Source organism: Vibrio celticus, assembly GCF_024347335.1.
Taxonomy (GTDB): domain Bacteria; phylum Pseudomonadota; class Gammaproteobacteria; order Enterobacterales; family Vibrionaceae; genus Vibrio; species Vibrio celticus.
Genome location: NZ_AP025464.1, coordinates 962,313 through 983,202, shown reverse-complemented (window position 1 = coordinate 983,202; position 20,890 = coordinate 962,313). Strand labels below are relative to the sequence as shown.

Annotated in this window: 16 protein-coding genes; 9 read left to right on the top strand and 7 right to left on the bottom strand. The window is 44.2% G+C overall.

Annotation, left to right across the window (positions count from 1 at the left end; all coding sequences use genetic code 11):
• Positions 1 to 65: 65 nt before the first annotated feature.
• On the bottom strand, positions 66 to 1,118 hold the full coding sequence (locus OCV19_RS20330; protein WP_065676873.1) for an aldo/keto reductase: 1,053 nt from the start codon (positions 1,116 to 1,118) through the stop codon (positions 66 to 68).
• Between the two features lie 372 nt (positions 1,119 to 1,490).
• A complete protein-coding gene (locus OCV19_RS20325; RefSeq protein WP_017068404.1) occupies positions 1,491 to 1,637 on the bottom strand; it encodes a hypothetical protein in 147 nt (48 codons plus the stop codon).
• A 347-nt stretch (positions 1,638 to 1,984) separates the two neighbouring features.
• Between OCV19_RS20325 and pepT the strand changes: the two genes are divergently transcribed.
• The 3 genes from pepT to OCV19_RS20310 all read left to right on the top strand — a co-directional run bounded on the left by pepT (position 1,985) and on the right by OCV19_RS20310 (position 4,710).
• Positions 1,985 to 3,217: a peptidase T gene (gene pepT / locus OCV19_RS20320; RefSeq protein ID WP_065676874.1), complete on the top strand. Its 1,233-nt coding sequence runs from the start codon at positions 1,985 to 1,987 to the stop codon at positions 3,215 to 3,217.
• Between the two features lie 76 nt (positions 3,218 to 3,293).
• Positions 3,294 to 3,761: a DM13 domain-containing protein gene (locus OCV19_RS20315; protein ID WP_065676875.1), complete on the top strand. Its 468-nt coding sequence runs from the start codon at positions 3,294 to 3,296 to the stop codon at positions 3,759 to 3,761.
• A gap of 106 nt (positions 3,762 to 3,867) precedes the next feature.
• Positions 3,868 to 4,710: a mechanosensitive ion channel family protein gene (locus OCV19_RS20310; protein WP_065676876.1), complete on the top strand. Its 843-nt coding sequence runs from the start codon at positions 3,868 to 3,870 to the stop codon at positions 4,708 to 4,710.
• A gap of 130 nt (positions 4,711 to 4,840) precedes the next feature.
• Here OCV19_RS20310 and OCV19_RS20305 read toward each other — a convergent pair whose 3' ends face one another.
• Positions 4,841 to 5,284, bottom strand: coding sequence for a dCMP deaminase family protein (locus OCV19_RS20305; protein WP_004737813.1), 444 nt, complete (start codon positions 5,282 to 5,284; stop codon positions 4,841 to 4,843).
• 259 nt (positions 5,285 to 5,543) lie between these two features.
• Between OCV19_RS20305 and OCV19_RS20300 the strand changes: the two genes are divergently transcribed.
• The 3 genes from OCV19_RS20300 (at position 5,544) to OCV19_RS20290 (ending at position 10,864) form a co-directional block, all read left to right on the top strand.
• Positions 5,544 to 6,680, top strand: a complete 1,137-nt coding sequence (locus OCV19_RS20300) for an efflux RND transporter periplasmic adaptor subunit (RefSeq protein ID WP_065676877.1) — start codon at positions 5,544 to 5,546, stop codon at positions 6,678 to 6,680.
• Positions 6,681 to 6,691: 11 nt separating this feature from the next.
• A complete protein-coding gene (locus tag OCV19_RS20295; RefSeq protein ID WP_065676878.1) occupies positions 6,692 to 9,844 on the top strand; it encodes an efflux RND transporter permease subunit in 3,153 nt (1,050 codons plus the stop codon).
• 333 nt (positions 9,845 to 10,177) lie between these two features.
• Positions 10,178 to 10,864, top strand: a complete 687-nt coding sequence (locus OCV19_RS20290; protein ID WP_065676879.1) for a MaoC family dehydratase — start codon at positions 10,178 to 10,180, stop codon at positions 10,862 to 10,864.
• Positions 10,865 to 10,938: 74 nt separating this feature from the next.
• Here the strand turns inward: OCV19_RS20290 and OCV19_RS20285 are convergent, their stop codons facing one another.
• On the bottom strand, positions 10,939 to 11,754 hold the full coding sequence (locus tag OCV19_RS20285; protein ID WP_065676880.1) for a phosphate ABC transporter substrate-binding protein: 816 nt from the start codon (positions 11,752 to 11,754) through the stop codon (positions 10,939 to 10,941).
• A gap of 253 nt (positions 11,755 to 12,007) precedes the next feature.
• On the opposite strand from OCV19_RS20285, the gene OCV19_RS20280 reads away from it, so the two are divergent.
• On the top strand, positions 12,008 to 12,370 hold the full coding sequence (locus OCV19_RS20280; RefSeq protein ID WP_019826408.1) for a DUF3024 domain-containing protein: 363 nt from the start codon (positions 12,008 to 12,010) through the stop codon (positions 12,368 to 12,370).
• Between the two features lie 201 nt (positions 12,371 to 12,571).
• On the opposite strand, the gene OCV19_RS20275 is transcribed toward OCV19_RS20280, so the two are convergent.
• Both OCV19_RS20275 and rnb read right to left on the bottom strand, forming a co-directional pair.
• The gene (locus OCV19_RS20275; protein ID WP_019826406.1) at positions 12,572 to 13,402 is read right to left on the bottom strand and encodes a helix-turn-helix domain-containing protein; all 831 of its coding nucleotides are present in this window, start codon (positions 13,400 to 13,402) and stop codon (positions 12,572 to 12,574) included.
• Positions 13,403 to 13,574: 172 nt separating this feature from the next.
• Positions 13,575 to 15,581, bottom strand: coding sequence for an exoribonuclease II (gene rnb / locus OCV19_RS20270; protein WP_065676881.1), 2,007 nt, complete (start codon positions 15,579 to 15,581; stop codon positions 13,575 to 13,577).
• 308 nt (positions 15,582 to 15,889) lie between these two features.
• On the opposite strand from rnb, the gene OCV19_RS20265 reads away from it, so the two are divergent.
• Together OCV19_RS20265 and OCV19_RS20260 are read left to right on the top strand one after the other, a co-directional pair.
• Positions 15,890 to 17,959, top strand: coding sequence for a DEAD/DEAH box helicase (locus tag OCV19_RS20265; protein ID WP_080582207.1), 2,070 nt, complete (start codon positions 15,890 to 15,892; stop codon positions 17,957 to 17,959).
• 722 nt (positions 17,960 to 18,681) lie between these two features.
• Entirely contained in the window at positions 18,682 to 19,875 is a 1,194-nt protein-coding gene (locus OCV19_RS20260; protein WP_065676882.1) for an acetate/propionate family kinase, read from the top strand.
• Positions 19,876 to 19,978: 103 nt separating this feature from the next.
• Here the strand turns inward: OCV19_RS20260 and OCV19_RS20255 are convergent, their stop codons facing one another.
• A complete protein-coding gene (locus OCV19_RS20255; RefSeq protein WP_065676883.1) occupies positions 19,979 to 20,881 on the bottom strand; it encodes a LysR family transcriptional regulator in 903 nt (300 codons plus the stop codon).
• Positions 20,882 to 20,890: the final 9 nt, after the last annotated feature.

Below are 20,890 nucleotides of genomic sequence, written 5' to 3'. Positions count from 1 at the left end.
AGAAAAGCGCACTAAATAGCGCGCTCTTATGGGATTCACTCACCTAAGTTAAGCTGAACTGCAGCCTAATACGGAGCAGGATAGCGCTTAAAGACCGTGTTGATATCAGTCAGGATCTCTTCTGATAACGGTTTACTGAAAGCGGCTACGTTCTCTTTTAGCTGCTCCATGGTGGTAGCACCAATGATGGTGGACGTCACCCCATCAACTTGATTACACCAAGCTAATGCCAGTTGGCTTGGAGTGAACCCGTGAGCATGAGCCACTTCAACATAGCCTTTAACCGCTTCGTTGGCAGATTCAGTGTCACGGAAGATGCCTTTACGTTGCATGTAAGTCCAACGGCTGCCTTCCGGTCTTGCGCCATCGATGTACTTTCCACTCAACATGCCTGCAGCTAAAGGCGACCATGGCAGGTAAGCGACATCTTCATGCACACAGTTTTCAATCAAATATGGCCAGTCTTTTGCGTGCAGTAGGCTAAATTCATTCTGGATCGAAACCATACGTGGCAAATCGTGTTTCTCGCTCAGCTTGAGGTATGTGTTAATGCCCCAAGTAGAATCATCTGAAAGCCCGACATGGCGAATTTTACCCGCCTTAATGCAGCTTGCCAGTGCTTTTAGGATTTCCAACATCTCAGCTTCATGCTGCTTTCGGTCAATATCACTGAATCGAATGTGATTCGGGAAATGCTTACCAAAGTGAGGCGTTGTGCGATTTGGCCAATGAAGTTGGTAAAGGTCGATATAGTCAGTTTGTAGGCGTTTTAATGATGCATCAACCGCGGCGATCACGGCTTCACCCGTTATCGGGCCACCATCTCGAACCCAAGGAAGCCCAGGCCCGGCAATTTTGCTCGCAATGATCAACTCTTGTCGACGCTGTGGGTTACGCGATAACCAGTTACCAATGATCGCTTCTGTTTTTCCGTAGGTATCTGGAGAAGGTGGAACCGCGTACATCTCTGCAGTATCGATAAAGTTAATACCTTGGCTTAATGCGTATTCGATCTGTTGGTCGGCTTGCTGTTGCGTATTTTGTAGCCCCCAAGTCATGCTACCAAGGCAGATACGGGAAACGGGAATTTGACTACTTCCTAGTTTTGAATATTCCATTGAATTCGGGGTTCCTGTGGTTAGGTTCTCTGGTACTCGCATATAGTTTTGAAAAGAGGGCGAGTGAGGAATGAAAACGAATATGAATTATTAACACAAAATGACACGACAAGGTATGGCATCGGGGAGTTTAGTGAGTCATTTCTCAGTGTCGTAAGTTAGCGTGTGCAATGCGTGAAATTACATTCGCAAGAAATTATGAGCCAAATGGTGATTGAGAAGTAAAGAACAAGAAGTAATGAATGAAGGTTTAATGATCAACTTTTTGTTGGGGCGGGGGAGAGGATAACAGATCAAGAATAAAAAAAGCTCTACAGGATAGAGCGTAGAGCTTTTTTATAGGGGTCTTAATAGTGCTAGGTATTCATTGAGTTACGAGGTCGCGTTTGTGTCTAATCCACCCTGGATTTGCGCCTGTCTTAGAGCTTCCTGCCTTTGAACTTCTTTCTCAGTTAGTACTGGTTGAAGCGTTTCCTCAGAGGCTTGAGGAGAGAAAATGAAATATTTATTAATCGTCATAACTGTGTCTCCGTGAAACGTATGACAGATTCTGCATCAAGGATAAATTGTGATCATCATCCACTTTGTACTTTTGTTAGGCTGAGAGCGGAGGGCGTAGAATGCGTACAAAGCGATCTCTTATCATCCGTATGCAATGTTGAACTGACGAAACCCTCTGTTTTCAAGTATAGGAAGCGTATCTAATTTCGCACAATAATGATTTAGAGCAATTACATACATGGTCAGGGGCGTAAGATGAAAAACCTCGCTACTGACTCTGTGTTTGTATTTATTTAACGATGCATCGTATACCGAAAAAAATATAAGTCAGTAAATCAATTACTTAATCCATGGTGAGATGAATTATGGAAAAGCTTGTAGAACGTTTTCTTAATTACGTTACTTTTGATACCAAATCCGATCCTTCTAATCAGCAATGCCCAAGTTCACCGGGTCAAATTACCTTTGCTGAAGCCTTAAAGTTAGAATTGGTGGCATTAGACTTAGTTGATGTGTCTTTAGACGACAATGGATACTTGATGGCGAAACTGCCGTCGAATGTCGATTATCCAGTACCTGCGATTGGCTTTGTGGCGCACATGGATACCGCTCCTGACGCCTCAGGCGCCAACGTGAAACCACAAGTGATTAAAGATTACCGAGGTGGAACGATTGAATTAGGGGAAAGTGGCGAGAGTTTGAACCCAAGCCAATACCCAGATCTTGATTCTTTACATGGTCACGACCTTATTACGACTGACGGCACAACTTTACTTGGTGCCGACAACAAAGCGGGCATCGCTGAAATCATCAGTGCAATTGCTTACCTGAAAGCGAATCCAGACATCAAACACGGCGACATCTGCATTGGTTTCACGCCGGATGAAGAGATTGGTCGCGGTGCGAACCTGTTTGACGTTGAAAAATTTGGCGCCGAGTGGGCGTACACCATCGATGGTGGCCCAGTAGGGGAGTTGGAATTTGAGAACTTCAATGCCACGAGCGCCGATGTTATCTGTCATGGCGTGAACGTTCACCCGGGCACCGCAAAAGGTAAAATGGTGAACTCGATGAACATTGCAGCGCAATTCCAATTGATGATGCCTGCGCAAGAAACACCTGAGTGCACAGAAGGTTATGAAGGCTTCTACCACCTGAAATCGGCGGAAATGGGTGTGGCTCGCTCTGAACTGGGATACATCATCCGTGATTTTGAACGTGAGGGTGTAGAAGCGCGTAAGGCATTCATGCAGCAGAAAGTCGATGAGCTGAATGAGCGTCTTGAGAAAGGCCGTGTTGAGCTGGTGCTAACCGATAGCTACTTCAATATGAAAGAGATGGTTGAACCGCATCAACATATTATCGAATTGGCGAAGCAAGCGATGATTGAGTGCGATGTTGAGCCAATGATTAAGCCTATCCGAGGTGGTACAGACGGTGCTCGCTTATCTTTCATGGGGCTACCATGTCCGAATATCTTTACTGGCGGCTACAACTTCCACGGTATTCATGAGTTCATTACCATTCAAGGCATGGAGCAAGCGGTAAAAGTGATTGTCGAATTGTCTCAACGTACAGCAACGCATTACCAAAAATAGAACATCGGAGCGTTATATCTCTTTGTATTTTTGAGAGTATTCAATAATACTCTCTTTAAGCATAAGGGAGTACGCGATGAAAAAGTTAGTTTTACTTTGCACCCACTTAGCCGTGGGTGCTTTTGGTTTTGGGCTGGGTGTTTACGCATTACCTATCTTGATTGAGCCTGATTCTCCTTCCTCAAGTTCTGTTGAAGCGATCAGTGAGCAGGCTATCTACACGGGTGAGTTCACTAAAGATCGACAAGACAGTGATTTCTTGCACTGGGGAGAAGGCATCGTCTCAGTATCTGAAAGTGCGATCGCTTTTGAAGGTGAATTGGCGCCGGGGCCTGATTACAAGGTTTACCTCTCACCAAAGTTCATTGAAACCGAGCAAGCTTTCAATGAAAGCAAGAACGAGTTATTGAGAGTCGGAGATGTGAAAACATTCGACCGTTTTATGGTTGAACTTCCCGAAGGTACTGATCTTAATCGATTTAATACGGTTGTGATTTGGTGTGAAACTTTTGGTCAATTTATTACTTCTGCCAAGATAAAATGATAGCCTTACCAATAGCTGATTTAGGCACGTAAAAAAGCGCTCTATTTTTGAGCGCTTTTTCATAGCGAAGTCTCCGCTAATCGTTATAAAGCTAAAGGAATAAGTAATGGAAAAAGTGTGGCAAGTAATTGATTTTCTACTCGCTCATAAGTTTATTTTTAGTGCGTTGATTATCACTATTATTTTAATCATTCGCCGAATCACCTTATCTCAAATAAGAGGTGATGTTGCTTTCCTTAGCGAAGACCAACGTAACTGGATGTCACGAACCAAAAACGGCACATTCGCGATTATTGTTGTAACGTTATTTGTGTTGTGGAAATCCGAAATCAGCGAGTTTGCGCTGTCAGTAACGGCCATTGCTGTTGCTATAGTCGTCGCATCTAAAGAGATCATTTTGTGTTTCACCGGTTCTATTCAACGTGCGAGTTCTCGTTCATTTAGAATCGGCGACTGGATCGAAGTGGGTAAAATCAGCGGTGAGGTGATTGAGCACAATTTGATGGCGACTGTGATTCAAGAAATCGATTTGTATCATGGGCAATATCATTTCACTGGCAAGACAGCCACGCTGCCTAATAGCATGTTCTTCACTTACCCGGTTAAGAACCTCAACTTCATGAAGCGTTATGTTTATCATAACTTTTTTGTGACGGTAAAAGACTTTGTAAACCTATACCCTATGTTGCCGGGTCTTATTGAGAAAATTGAAGAGCATTGCGAAGAGTTTATCGATGTTGCCCGCCGTTATAACGGTGTGATCGAAAAGCACGCTGGCGTCGACCTTCCGGGTTCTGAGCCTCACATCCATATCACAAGCAGTTCGACAGGTGAGCAAGAAGTGCACTTTATGATCTTCTGTCCGACCGAAAAAGCGATTCATTTAGAGCAAGATATTCGTAAAGACTTTATGGAAGCGTACGCGGAAGCATTCCCAACGAACGCTTAGTTTGCTCATCAGTTTACAGTGACCAAGCTATAGCCTCTAAACTATAGCGTCCAAACTATAAGCCCAAACATAAGAAAGCCGAGAGCGATATTATCGACTCTCGGCTTTTTTGTTCTTGCTATCTATTAGTTTAGTCTAGATCAGCGAGTGGTAACCAATCCACTTGTACACCAGCTTGCTCAAACATATCTTGGCTAACTTTAATCTTGTCGCCCCAGCGAGAAAGGAAATCTTCACTTTGCTCTGGGCAATGTACTGCTGAAATACCTGTTTGGATGATTTTTGCTGCACAGTTTGGACAAGGGAAATGCGTCACCCAGATCTCACAACTGTCCAAATCACGCTTGGCGAATAAGATCGCATTTTCTTCAGCGTGAAGTGTCTTGAGGTACTTCATCTCTCTGTCATCAGTATCCGCACTATCAGACACGCCATGTGGGTAGCCATTAAAACCAACGGAAACAATACGGTTGTGCTTAGTGATTACGGCGCCGACTTGAGTTGAAGGATCTTTACTCCAAGAACCGACCAATTCCGCCATTTGATAGAAACGTTTAGCCCATTTTGAAATCATGAAAATTCCTTAACAATTAAATGTGAATGCTTATCTGCCTGACAATACATTATGTTAGACAATATCCATAGAGAACAAAAGCTGAGAGATTGATTTACTTAGGAATTGTAGCGTGTTTGTAATCACTTTATAAACACTTGGTTTCAATTAACATATTGATACACTTTAGCTAGTTATAATTGATATTCCTCGGACAATGGTAACGAGTGTGTTACGTAAATTTTATGCTGTTCAAATACTAATAAGTGACGGTATAACCATGCGTAAAAAGTTGATCCTTACGGCTCTTGCAAGCTCTCTTATTCTTGCTGGATGTGGGCAAGATGCTCAAAATGCCAAGCAAGCGCCTCTACCTCTCGTAGCAGTACAGGATGTTAGCGTTGTTTCTCACCAGCAAAGTAAGTCGTATATCGGTCGTATTGAAGCCGTTGAAGACACGGCTATCACAGCGCAAGTTTCGGGCTATCTACAAAGCCGTCATTTCAATGAAGGCCAAATGGTTGAAAAGGGTCAATTGCTTTACTCGATTGAACCTTCTTCGTTTGAAGCCGAAGTAGCAAGCGCAAAAGCGTCTGTTGCTCAAGCGAACGCGAACCTTAAAAAAGCTGAGCTTGATTTTAATCGTGGTAAAAATCTACTTCCGAAAGGCAGTATCTCTCAATCTGAATTTGATGCATTAACCGCAAACTTGTTAGGTTCTCAAGCACAGCTTGAAGCAAGCCAAGCACAGCTAAATGCTGCGAATGTTCAGCTTTCTCATACCAAAATCATCGCGCCGTTCTCTGGCCGTATTAGTGATACCAAAGTGAGCACGGGTGATCTGGTTTCACCGTCTTCAGGTGTATTGACTACGTTGGTTAGCCTAGACCCAATCCACGCATCGTTCAGCATCAGTGAGCGTGAGCGTATTGAGCTGGGTATGGACCGCATCGAAGGCGATGGCAGCAGCGACTCTGAAGGTGTTGAAGTTCAGATCATGCTTGAGAACGGTGAAGCGTTCGAACATCTAGGTCAGCTTGACTTCTTAGGCAACCGTATAAACCTCAATACTGGTACGATCGCGATGCGTGCGATTGCCGATAACCCGAATCAGCAACTACTTCCAGGCCAACACGTTCGCGTTGATCTACGTGAGAAACAATCTATTGATGTTGTGACTATTCCTCGTCGCGCAGTGCAAACCGACCTCGAAGGTGACTTCGTGATGGTATTGGTTGAAAGCGAAGCTGAACCTGTTGCTGAGCGCAGAAACATCGAGATGGGTCGTCAGATTGAAGGTGGCGTGATTGTTCATTCTGGATTAGAGAAAAACGACGCGGTCATCACTCAAGGCCTACAGCGTGTACGTAATGGTATGTCTGTTCGTATTCAAGCTTCTGCTGAACAAGCTGAGTAAGGGGCGTAGTTATGTTAAGTCGTTTCTTTATTCAAAGGCCTAAGTTCGCCCTTGTTATATCCATAATCTTAACGCTGGCGGGTGCGATTTCTCTCGCTATATTGCCAGTGGCTGAATATCCAAAAATAAGCCCACCGTCGGTCAGTGTGTCGGCATTCTACACGGGCGCAAGTGCTGAAGTGGTGGAACAGGCGATAGCCGACCCCATAGAAACGTCGGTTAACGGCGTAGAAGATATGATCTACATGTCTTCTAAAAGTGCTAACGATGGTTCATACAACCTTAACGTGACCTTTGATGTCGGTACTGATCCAGATATGGCTCAGGTCAACGTTCAGAACCGAGTTGCTCAGATCGAATCGAAGCTTCCACAAGAAGTAAGAATGGTGGGGGTAACGGTTAAGAAGCGTTCTCCTGACCTGCTGATGGTATTGAACTTCTACTCGCCAAACGGTGAGTACAACGACCAATTCCTGATCAACTACGTGAACTTGAACATTAAAGATCAGCTGGCTCGTGTGAAGGGCATCAGTGAAGTTAACGTATTGGGTGGTGGTGAATACGCGATGCGTGTTTGGTTAGATCCTGAGAAAATGGCTAACCTCAATATAACCACCTCTGACGTGAATCGCGCCTTGGCTGAACAGAACGTTCAGGTAGCGGCTGGCCGTATTGGTGCAGCACCTTACGACAGCGCACAAGAAGTGCAGTTCAACTTGGTAACCAAAGGCCGACTAGAAACGGCTGATGAGTTTGAAAATGTTGTGCTTCGCGCTAGCCAAGATGGTTCAACGGTTTACTTAAAAGATATCGCACGTGTTGAGCTTGGTAAAAAGTTCTACGACGGCAATGGTAAATACCGTGGTCAAGACGCTTCAATCGTAACGTTGTCACTTCAATCAGACGCTAACGCGCTGGAAAGTGGTAAAGCGGTAATGGCGATGTTGGACAATTTAAGCAAAAACTTCCCTGAAGGCGTTGCTTATGAGGCGAGCTATGACACTACACTCTTCGTTGCTGAGTCGATTAAAGGCGTAGTCAAAACACTTATCGAAGCTATCTTGCTGGTTATTGCGGTAACGTACCTGTTCTTGGGTAGTGCGCGTGCAACCTTGATTCCTGTGGTTGCGATTCCGGTATCTTTGATTGGTACGTTTGCCATCATGCAGATGACCGGTTTCACCATCAACACGGTAACCCTGTTTGGTTTGATACTAGCAATTGGTATCGTAGTAGATGATGCGATCTTGGTTATCGAGAACGTTGATACCACGATGGCTAAAGACCCAACCATTTCACCGCGTAAAGCAACGCTCATCGCGATGAAAGAAGTAACGGGTCCGATCATTACTTCTACATTGGTTCTGTTAGCAGTATTCATTCCAGTAGCGATGCTGCCAGGTATCACCGGCATCATGTATCGTCAGTTTGCTCTGACTATCTGTATTGCGGTTGTTATCTCTTCTATTAACGCTCTAACGCTGTCACCAGCATTGTGTTCATTAGTTCTTAAACAGGGCGGTGGTAACACCGCACGTTGGTACCAAGCGTTTAACCGTGGTCTTGAATCCGTAACCAACAAATACGGTCAAATTGCAGGCTTCCTTGTGAAAAAGGGTGTTCTACTGTTTACCTTCTTTGTTGTGGCGCTAGCGGCGGTAACTTACTTCGCGAAAACCACGTCTACGGCATTTGTACCTCAAGAAGATAAAGGCATCTTGCTGGTTAACGTACAGCTTCCTGACGCGGCATCACTGTCTCGTACAGAAGATGTGACTGAGCAATTGCTTGAGATGGTTGAGCAAGAGCCGGGTGTTGATGGCGTAACACTGGTTAATGGCTATGCATTCATGACGGGCGCTTCTGCTTCGAATGGTGCGTCGCTATTTATCAAACTGCATGATTGGGATATGCGTAACGCACTGGACGGTCAACATTCAGCGCAAGCTATCTCACAACGTATTAACGGTCGAGCAGCAACAGAATTGCCTCAAGCGATTGTATTTGCAATGGGACCTCCAGCAGTACCGGGTATGGGTGCAGCTTCTGGTTTTGAGTTCGTTCTTGAAGATACATTAGGTCGTAGCCGAACTGATCTAGCGATGGTTATGAATGACGTGATTGCAGAGGCCGCTAAACAGCCCGAGATTTCACATACATTCAGTACCTTCCGTGCCAATGTACCGCACTACTATGTCGACATTGACCGTGAGAAAGCGCAGCAACTTGGTATTCCGTTGTCGGAAATCTTCCAAACACTACAAGGTAACCTAGGTTCTCTGTACGTGAATGATTTCACCATGTTTGGTAAGAACTTCCGCGTAACCATGCAAGCTGACAGTGAACACCGTAGCAGCATGGATGACCTACAACGATTCCACGTTCGTTCGTCTAATGGAGAGATGATCCCGTTAAGCACATTGGTGACTTACGACCAGATCTTTGAACCAGATGTAGCATGGCGTTACAACATGTACCGCAGTGCGGTGATTCAAGGTCAACCTGCAGAAGGTTACTCAAGTGGTGATGCGATTGCGGCAATGGAACGCGTAGCTGCAGAAGTATTGCCTCAGGGTTATCAGTACGAATGGACAGGCATGGCTTACCAAGAAGTACTAGCAGGTAACCAAGCGATCTTTGCTTTCGCACTGGCTCTGATCTTCATCTACCTATTTATGGTGGCTCAATACGAGAGTTGGACAATACCGATTGCGATTATCCTCGTGGTACCTGTCGCAACCTTAGGCTCCTTCTTAGCGTTGAATCTAACGGGCACACCGCTGAACCTTTATGCACAAATAGGTTTGGTTCTCTTGATAGCCTTGGCCGCGAAGAACGCAATCTTGATTGTGGAATTCGCAAAGGTTGAACGTGAAGAGAAAGACGCACCGATTGAAGATGCGGCGGTGAAGGGCGGTACTTTACGTTTCCGTGCTGTGAACATGACGTCTTGGTCGTTCATCTTAGGTATCTTCCCGCTTATCTTTGCTGCGGGCGCAGGTCACGTGAGTCAGAACTCTTTGGGTATTTCACTGATCGGCGGCCTGTTATGTGTGTTACTGGCGGGTACGTTCCTAATCCCTGGCTTCTACGCATTCGTGCAACGTAAGCGTGAGAAAGCACACGGTGGTAATACCAAGCTGGTTCCGCTTGATGACGAATAGGGGATTGAGTGTCTTGTAAGATTCGTCTCTTACAAGACCAACCCTTGGGAAATCAATTCCTTGTAAAAACTAAGGCTTAGCATTGCGCTAAGCCTTTTTTATTCCACTGATGAATAAAAACGCCTTTTATATAAACAAATGTTTGCTATGTGATAGAGCTAACACTCTAATTTGGGTTTTGTAATAAAATGATGTTTTATTGGTAAGTGTATGTTTAATATGATTTTAACAAGGTTCGGCTAACGGTTGTATGCTCGAAAACATTTGCACAATAGTGTGAAGTGTTTCAAAATTACGAAGTTATATTGAAATTTTTTGTGCATTGAGGTTCTTATGAAAGTCATTGATTTATTTAAACACCGAGGCGATAGCATGTCTTCGCAACACTCAGAGTTTATGCAATGGATGTCTCCAGCTCTTAGAGATTACTGGGGCGACTTTCTTAATCGTACGCAAAATAGTCATTTCTTTGCGTGGGTTCGTGATCACCACAAACCTGCTGTCAATGAAGATGCACCAGAGATGCCGGTGGAACAGCCGATCGTACTTAAGCCAGAAGCACAACTTGTGTTTGATGAGCTTAATCAACAGATCGGTGAAGTCATCCATATTGGCGACTGGATCAATGTAAGTCAAGACCGTATTAACCAGTTCGGCCTTGTTACTGAAGATATGCAGTGGATCCACACTGAGCCTGAAAAAGCGGAAACAGACTCTCCGTTCAAAACAACCATCGCACATGGTTTTTTAACTTTATCTCTGCTTCCTCGATTGACTGACAGTGTTGACCCTGACAAATCTCAATTCCCAACAGCGAAGATGGTCGTAAACATTGGTCTTAACCAAGTACGTTTCCCATACCCTGTTAAATCGGGCAGTAACGTTCGTGCTAAGAGTACGCTAACAAAAGTAACGCCAATCAAGAAAGGCCTAGAGATTGAACGCGAAATTCGCGTAGAAATCGAAGGTATTCGTCGTCCTGGCGCTGTGATCGTTTCCGTGATTCAACTTCACTTCTAAACGAACTCTATAGATTCCAAAAAAGAGAGAGCTTAATGCTCTCTCTTTTTTTTCATAAGATAAAACTCACTCACTTATTTAATGCGAGTGTAGCCGTACTCTTCGATAAGGTCTTGCCCTTGCTTTGACTTCACGAACTTGATGAAGTCTTTGCTCTCGTCAGAAACTGAGTCTGTCTTGTGCAGCAACAAGAATGGGCGAGCCAATTCATAGCTGTGGTTAGCAATGTTCTTAGATGTTGGCTCTACGCCTTCAAATGTAATTGCTTTAATCGAACGGTCGATCGAACCAACAGAGATAAAACCAATCGCGTGCGGGTTATGGTTAACAATCGTTTTAACCATGCTGTTGCTGTTTACAACCAAGTTATTTGGGTTGATGTCAGACACTAGACGGTCGTTAATGATCTTTGTTAAACCAAGCAAGCTTTCGAAGCTGTAGCGGGAACCAGAAGACGCTTCGCGAGTGACAACTGCGATAGGCTGATCTGCGCCACCCATAGCTTTCCAGTTCGTGATTTTGCCTTTGTAGGTATCGAACAGCTGCTCACGTGTAACGTTGCTTACAGCGTTTGAGCGGTTAGTTACGACAGCTAGGCCGTCAAAGGCAATTGGAAATACCTTCAACTTATCGTCCTGTTCGCGGTCGGTTAAATAACGCGAGCTCATACCGATGTCAGAGACACCTTTATTAACCATGGTAATACCTGCTGTAGAACCAATGCCCTGAACCGCAATATAGTTATCAGGGTGAGTCTTGTTGTACTCCTCAGCTAATACATCCATCACTCGCGATACTGAAGTGGAGCCCGAAATAGTGGTTTCTTGTGCTAAAGCAGCATGAGAAGACAGGGCTAAGGATAAAAGAGAGGCAAGCGCGACTCGTAACATAAACAACTCCTAGTTAATAACATTTGTCGCATATGATAGGTCGGTTATATGACACTTTTGTGAAATTCCATACGCTTGATGTATAGCTGTTCATTTGATGAGTCATAGCTTTTTGTGTTTACGAAAGCAAGATTCGTTTCTGGGAGCAGGGCAGGTATTTTGATTACGCTTGTTCGCTAAAATGTTTGTTGAGTCCTAAGCTAAGTAGAGGAATTCACTACTTAGAAGTTTCTATGAAGTTACAAGGGGTGTTATGTCCGTCATTCATATCGAGCTGAATCGTCTTTTAATTGGGGCCGAGAGGCTCTGTACATCTCGAAATCGAAGTTTACCTGTCGAGCTAGGCAAATCCCTATATGAAGAGTGTGAGGGTGGTGTGCTGTTTTCTCAGGCGCATTACCTGCTCGACTCATCTCATAGCGATTATACAAACGAGATCGCCTGTGTAACTTTTGATGAGTCGTTATCTTGTTGGTTAGTGATGGTGCCACTTGAAGGGGATGTCGAAACCGACTCTGTGAATTGGGGACCTTATCCGTACCTGCCTAAATCGAAGGATCTTGATGCTATTTTGGCGGAAATAGAAAAAGACCCTAAATCGTACTTCTGGTCATAGTCTCTCTGTTTTCACGTTTGCTGGTGGCCTGTTATCAAAGCTAAACCCCTGAACCCCAAAGCTGAATCAATGAGTTTCAAAACTCAACCACTGAATCCCAAAGCCAAATGATCTCATCCCACACCCAAGTGGCTTAATATTGAAGCCACTTGGTTTACACCCGTTCCCAACTAAGACGTTCACATCAATCTATCGCTTTGTTTAAACTTGCGGCTTTACGCTTTGCAGTTGTGCTTGTGCCACTAACGATCGGAAGTCTTTTGGTGTTTTTCCGTGATACGTTTTAAAGGCCGTGCTGAAGTGAGCGGCACTTTTAAAACCGGACTCATACGCGATTTGAGTGATCGACTTATCCGATGTTCTTAGCTGAGTGGCCGCATGAGCAATACGTTTTATCTTTAATAAGTTTGAGAACGACAGATCTTCAGCCGATAAGCGACGTTTAAGCGTAGCCGGTGACATTCCCATGTAACTGGCGAGCGTATCCAAAGAGATATTGTTTTCAATGTTTTGCTCGATGTAATGAATGACTCTTTGGGTCACGGTTAACCTTGAAGCTCGAGCAATAATAGCCAATAGAGCAGGGTACTGTTCCACCATCAAAGACAGCAAACTTAAACCTAATTGAGTGAGTGCGTAGTCATTCTGAGAAGAAGAGTTGGCGAGTGACATGATGAGATCTTTCAACTGACAGAGCTCAGTATCCGTTTGATTGAACTTAATGTACTTGTCTGGGATTCGAGCGGACTCTAAATCGCTGAACTGATTAATGAACTTCTGAAAGATAGCCAAATCAAAATCTAAGCAGGTTGCGCTGAATTCGCCATTTTCAGTGTTAACCGTGATGTCTTTAATCTGACCAGAATTGTAAAGGGTGAAATCTCCGGCTTGCAACGAGGCTTGAGTACCATTGGGTAACACAAAAGAAATGCTGCCTTTCGATACCATAAAGATACCGTTTTTAGAGGCAGGATAACGTTCTCGTCTCCTGGGAATGAAGTTTCTGAATTGAGTAACTGTGATTGATGACATAGTGAGCTTCTTTGACGTTGTAAATTGATTGCTTATTGATTGTTTTTTTAAGTATTGTTTAAGCATGAGACATTTACAAAAAAGGCGCTAATAATTAGCGCCTATAGAAGTTAACCTTTGAAGCTTTTGACCTTGAAAGCCGTAACCTTAAAAGCTGTAGCTGTTAAAGCCTTTAAGCTTCGGTTTCGTTTGTCGTTTCAGGCTCGCTAGGCAAGTCCGCAAATACTTGAGTAGGTTTTGCTACTAAGTTACGGTTTTCCTGATTAACTTCTGAGAGAACTACTTCTAAAACGTCTCCCAGTTTGTATACCATTTCTTTATCGATAGATACAGTACCCATATCACCGTTGCACTCTATTCTTTCTTTATTATTAAGAATGAGAGATCCAGGGATAAATGCAGCCGCACCATTTTCAAGTAAACGTACACGCATACCTGCACGGTTAATATCGAAAATCTCAGCTTGGAAACGAGTTTCTTCTGCTGGAGCATTAGCTAGAGTGCGAGCATACAACCAATCACCAACATTACGTTCAGCCATGCCGTGGTGACGGCGGTGCAGGGCAAGTTCATCACCGATAGTTTCATCTGGTGTTTGAATTGGCGCTTTACCTAGGATGTGTGCTTTCAGCATACGGTGGTTAATCATGTCGCCATATTTACGAATTGGAGAAGTCCAAGTTGCGTAAATATCTAAACCCATCGCGTAGTGCGGAGCAGGCTCATTGCTGATCTCGCTGTACGCTTGGAATTTACGAATACGGTTGTCGTAGTAGCTATTGTCTAGAGAGCCTAACCAACGACGTAGAGTAGCAAAACCTTCTAGAGAAACGATTTGCTCTTCAGTGAACGGTGTTTCCGCTTGCGGGTTTACCAGTTCAAGAACGTCAGAGACTTTCTCAGCCTTGAAGCCAGAGTGGCAGTTAAACACACCTTGGTTGAAGCTTTCTTTTAGTACTCGGCCCGCACAGATGTTCGCGCTGATCATTGATTCTTCAACCAGCTTGTTTGCGCTACGACGCATGTCAGCGTGGATAGCGACAACATCGTTATCTTCGCTCAGTTCAAAACGGTAGTCAGGGCGATCTGGGAACACAACAGCATTTGCTGAGCGCCATGCTGAACGTGCTTGAGCAAATTGGTGAAGATCAGAAACAATTGCAGCAATCTCTTCTGATGGTTGCCATTTCTCTGATGTACCTGTCTCTAGCCAGTCTGATACGTTGTCGTAAGCAAGACGAGCATGAGATTTGATGTTTGCAGCGAAGAATTTAATGTCATCACCGATAACGCCATCTTTAGATACCGTTACTGTGCAGCAAAGTGCAGGGCGAACTTCGTTCTCGATCAGTGAACATAGGTTGTCAGCAAGATCACGAGGTAACATTGGGATGTTGCGACCAGGAAGGTAGATAGTGAAGCCGCGCTCGCGAGCCACTTTATCCATCGCATCATCTGGAGAGATGTAAGCGGTAGGATCGGCAATCGCGATAGTCAGTTCAAAATCACCGTTCTCTTTCTTCTTCGCGTAAAGCGCATCATCCATATCTTTTGTGCTTTCACCATCAATGGTCACAAAAGGGACGTGTGTCATGTCGATACGTTCAAGATCGGCGTCGTCATTGATCTTCCAATCATCGATACCTTCAGGTTCGCTGTTAGGTAGGTCGTTTTGTGCCAGCGTTACCCACCAAGGTGCGATCTTGTCATCAGCATCTGTGATTTTCTCAGAGATCTGAGCCAAGAAGCCATTATCACCTTTTAATGGGTGTTGAACGATATGAGCAACAACCCAGTCACCTTCTTTAAGCGTTTCAGGGTTTAGCCCCTTCATTGCTTTCGCTTTAAGTTGCAGTTTTTTGAGCTGCGGGTGATCAGGAACAACGTTCAATCGGCCTTTGAAAAGCTTAACTCGCGCAATAAAGCGAGTAAGACCTTGTTCTACTAATTCCTCAGGCTCTGCTACTTCGCGCTCTTTCTCTGTGCGAATGATGGCAATCACCTTGTCACCGTGCACACATTTCTTCATGTATGGAGGTGGGATAAAGAAGCTTGTTTTGCTATCAACTTCGAGAAAACCAAAGCCTTTTTCAGTGGCTTTGATAGTACCTTCCTTTTTAGGGAGGGTTTCTTGGATTTGCTGCTTGAGCTGAGCGAGTAGAGGATTATCTTGAAACATCTTACTTTTATCTAACGAGAACAATTGAGCACACTATAATCATTGCGAGGCCCGATTACTACTTAAAGCCGAAGAGAGCGTAAATTAATTGCCCTCTTATTTAACTCTATCAATTTGGTCGAACTCTATCGCCCTGACGAGATATTCATCAAGTTTTGACGATATGATAGCCAGTATTGATAGAAAACCGAAAAATATGTGATGTATTTCAATTTTTTCTGGCTTTTTTTATGCATTTAGGGAATAATCCGCCTCCCTTAGACGTCCCTAATGGCTTGAAGTGTTTTATTACTGCTTCGTAACTCTGAATGGAATCAGTATCTGATTGGATCAGTATTGGAATTGATAGAGCTCCCGGGACCTTTTGTTTACTTATATATAGTGGGATCCCAATGTCCGAATCTGTAATTCAATTTAATGAATTAGCCCTAAACGATAACATTCTTTCAGCTCTTGATAGCATGGGTTTCGTTTCTCCGACTCCAATCCAAGCAGCAGCTATTCCTCTTCTTCTTGAAGGCCGTGACGCACTAGGTAAAGCACAGACTGGTACTGGTAAAACAGCAGCATTCTCTCTACCTTTACTTAACAAAATCAACCTGAACCAACACAAACCACAAGCAATCATCATGGCTCCTACTCGTGAGCTAGCGATTCAAGTTGCTGCGGAAATCAAAAACCTTGGCCGTGATATCAAAGGTCTTAAAGTTATTGAAATCTACGGTGGTGCTTCAATTGTTGACCAAATGCGTGCTCTAAGCCGCGGTGCTCACATTGTTGTTGGTACTCCAGGTCGTGTTAAAGACTTACTAACTCGTGACCGTCTACACCTAGATGAAGCACACACATTTGTTCTTGATGAAGCAGATGAAATGCTAAAAATGGGCTTCGTAGATGACGTTACTTGGATCCTAGAGCAAGCTCCAGAATCTGCACAACGTGTACTTTTCTCTGCAACTATGCCTCCAATGGTTAAGACTATTGTTGACCGTTACCTACGTAACCCGGCTAAAGTTGACGTTGCTGGTACTAACCACACAGTTGATAAAGTAGCGCAGAACTTCTGGGTTGTTAAAGGCGTAGAAAAAGACGAAGCAATGTCTCGTCTTCTAGAAACTGAAGAAACTGACGCGTCAATCGTATTCGTACGTACTCGTCAAGACACTGAGCGTCTAGCTGATTGGCTATCTGCACGTGGCTTCAAAGCTGCTGCACTGCACGGTGATATTCCTCAGTCTCTACGTGAGCGTACTGTTGATCACATCAAACAAGGTGTTATCGACATCCTAGTTGCAACTGACGTTGTAGCTCGTGGTCTTGATGTTCCACGTATCACTCACGTATTCAACTACGACATCCCATTCGATGTTGAATCTTACATCCACCGTATTGGTCGTACTGGCCGTGCTGGACGTAAAGGTAAAGCGATCCTACTAGTTCGCACTAACCAAATTCGTATGCTTCGCACAATCGAGCGCGTGACTAAGTCTCAAATGGAAGAAATCCAACTTCCTCTACGTGACCAAGTTGCTGCTGCACGTGTTGCTAAGCTTGGCGCTGAACTTGAAACTGAAAAAGAAAGCAAAGCACTAGAAAACTTTGCAGGTCTTATCTCTACTCTTCAAGAGTCTCTAGAAGTTGATGCTGCTACTCTAGCTGCAATGCTTCTTAAGCGTCAGCAAGGTAAGAGCCCACTATTCTACGTTGGCGAAGACCCAATGATCGCTGCTATTGAGCGTGATAAGAACCGTCGCAAAGAACGTCGTGAAGATCGTGACAACGGCCGTGACGGTGGTGGTCGCAACTTCAATACTCAAGATTGGGATACTTACCAACTACAAGTTGGCCGTGAGCAAGGCGTTCAGGTTAAAGACATCGTTGGCGCACTAGCAAACGAACTTGGCCTAACTAAAGGTTCTATCGGTGCTATCAAGCTAGACCAAGGTTCTACTTACGTTCAACTGCCAAAAGCAATGAACTCTGAAACTGCTGGTAAGCTAAGCAAACTTCGCATTCGTCAAAAAGAAGCTGGCGCTGTAGTTGTTGATTTCAATGACTTCCGTGAGCCTCGTCGTGGCGGCGGCGGTCGTGATGGCAACCGTGGTGGCAACCGTGGCGGTCGTGATGGTGGCGGCTACCGTGGTAACCGTGAAGGCGGCAACCGCGAAGGTGGTAACCGTGAAGGCGGTCGTGGTGGATACCGTGGCAACCGTGATGGTGCTCGCGATGGTAACTCTGCTGGCGGACGTGATGGCGAACGTCGTTTCGACCGTAACCGTGGTGGCGATCACCGTGGTAACTTCCGTGGCGAACGTGGCCATGGTAACGGCAATGGCGGTGGTAACCGTGGTCGTCGTCCAGAGCGCAACGAAGGTTAATCAACCTGTCGCTTAGACGCTTTAGTCTAGACACTGAATTTAAAAGCCGAGCGTAATGCTCGGCTTTTTTGTGCCTGCTATTTGAACTTAAGCTTTGGTAGGCTCGATATTCGTAGCTAACTTACTTTAATCAAGCTTCGTCCATGAAACTAAGCATCGCGCCTAGAACGAATGTTAGTGCCTAAACTTAGCTGTATCGCGTTCTAAGCCTATACTAAAAGAACGTGCTACAAGATACTAAAACAAAGAGTGAAGGCTATCTAAGCGACATTACAATGCATTTGTTCGTAGAGTTGTGCTCGAAGGCTATCAAAAGAGATCGGATCACTATTCTCAACTCCCGGGAGCTTTTTGACTCAAGCACTGAGCAATTGAGAAATCGAGCAAAAAGTTATCGGTAATGATAAGCAGACGAAAGGGAAGGGCGGTTGTTTTTTAAGCGAATTACCTGCATTTGTTCGAGTCGCTCTAATTAACTGAATCAAGTTAAAAATAATGTGAGCACTCGTTTGCGTCACCTGTTCATTAATTTTCTTATTCAACTATTTTTTAATTTCGCTCTCAAAATAAATAATTTGATGACTAAGATCAACTTAATTGTGTTCATTTGGTGATTTTTTCAAAACAAAAGTTGAAAGATTCAAAAATTATTGAATAATGGACTTAACTAAAATTGAAGTAAACACTTCATCCAATTCGTACTGAAACAGGATCCATATCCAATGTCTAATTCGTTTGTTCTGGTTATTAACTCGGGTAGTTCATCCCTAAAATTTGCTGTAATCGATTCTGTTTCTGGTGAAGCAGTATTAAGTGGCCTAGGGGAGTGTTTTGGTCTTGAAGATGCTCGTATGAGCTGGAAATATCAAGGCGAGAAAACTGAAATTGCCATTCAAGGCGAAGATAACCACCACAAAATTGCCATTGGCAAATTGGTTGGCCTGATGGAAGATCTAGGCTTCACTGCTGATATCGTGGCTATCGGTCATCGTATCGTTCACGGTGGTGAGAAGTTCACTCAAACCGTTCGTATTACTGAAGAAGTAACGAACGAAATTGAAAGCCTATCTGATCTAGCTCCACTTCATAACCCTGCAGGAGCTGTCGGCATTCGTGCTGCGATTGAAGCTTTCCCTTCTCTACCTCAATTTGCTGTATTTGATACGGCTTTCCACCAAACAATGCCACAACGTGCATTTACTGGTGCAATCGCAAAAGAACTATACACAGACTTTGGTGTTCGTCGTTACGGCTTCCACGGTACGAGCCACTACTTTGTTAGTCGTGAAGCTGCGAAGATGGTAAACAAGCCAGTTGAAGAAGCGAGTTTCATCTCTGTTCACCTAGGTAACGGTGCGTCTGTATGTGCTATCAAAGATGGTAACAGTGTTGATACATCAATGGGCTTCACACCGCTTTCTGGCCTAATGATGGGCACACGTTGTGGTGATCTAGACCCAGGCATCATCGAGTACCTACTTAAGAAAGGTTGGTCACAAGAGCAAGTCTTCAACTCTCTAAACAAGGAATCAGGCTTCCTAGGCGTGTCTGGCCTAACGAGCGATGCTCGTGGCATTTTAGAGGCAATGGAAGAGGGCCATGAAGGTGCTAAGTTAGCATTTGAGGTGTTTACTTACCGCGTATCAAAATACATTGCTTCTTACCTTGCAACGTTAGATTCTTTAGACGGCATCATCTTCACTGGCGGTATCGGTGAGAACTCTCTACCAATTCGTCGTGAGATCCTAAGCAACCTTAAGATTCTTGGTTTCGTTGAAGATGTAGCAGGTAACGAATCTGCTCGCTTTGGTGCTGAAGGCATCATCGGTAAGTCTGAAATGCTAGACGCATTAGCTATGGTTATCCCAACAAACGAAGAGTTCGTGATTGCTCAACAGTCGGTAGAACTTCTGTAATAGATTCTAAGAAAATCAGATAACGAAAAGCGAGCCCAAGTGGCTCGCTTTTTTGTTTATGTGTGCAATAGAGACTCAAAACGTAAGAGCTTCAATGCTAAATTTACTTCTCAATGAGAAACTTTATTTTTTTTCTTAGCCATTGATGTGCAGAGGACGAAGAATTTGCCTTGTGCCATTGTAAGTAAAAAGGAATGGATTTGAGGCGAATAGGAGGCTCGATAATGGTTAGGCCGAGTTTATCTTTGTACTGCATAGCGAGGCTTTTAGTCACATGGCAGAATAGATTGGTTTCGCTGACAACTAACATGTTTGCTAGCATTGAGCTGGCTTGATTGACAATGTGACGTTTGATGTTTGTTTCTTTCTCGAAAAACAGATCAAGTGCCAATTTATTATTACGACGTAAATTTAGCACTGATTGCGGCAGGGTCTGATAGTCATCAAAGTTGATTCCAATGCTACTGTGAGGGTGGGAATTTGCCACAATCAGTACTATCTCATCTTCAAAAAGTAGCTCGTGATCTAGGCTTTTGTCTGCGAGTAAGTAGCTATCAACGATTAAGTCGAGCTTCCTATTTCTAAGCTCCGCAATACCTAACTCTTCATCATAGATCTGTTCACATAATGAGTAGGTAATATTCTGGTTCTCTTCATTGGGTGATTTTTGTAAAAATTGAGTATGGAACTCCTCCGGTAGTGCGATGAAAAATTGCTTGGTAGAAGATAGAGGGTCAAAATCATCGAATGAACTGAGTACTGCCTCAAAGGTGAGTAACTCACCGCGTACATTCTCGTATAGTGCCAATGCCGCGGAGGTTGGCTGTACCTTTCCATTACTGCGGGTGAACAGTTCTTGTTGTAACGCCTTCTGTAAGCGGCTCATAGCCAAGCTAATGGCAGGTGGAGACACATCTAATGCTTCACTTGCTTGCGCGTAGCTACCCGTTTCCATCACCTTAATGAAGACCTTAAACAAGTTAAGATCAAACTTTGAAAAGTCCATTACACCGCC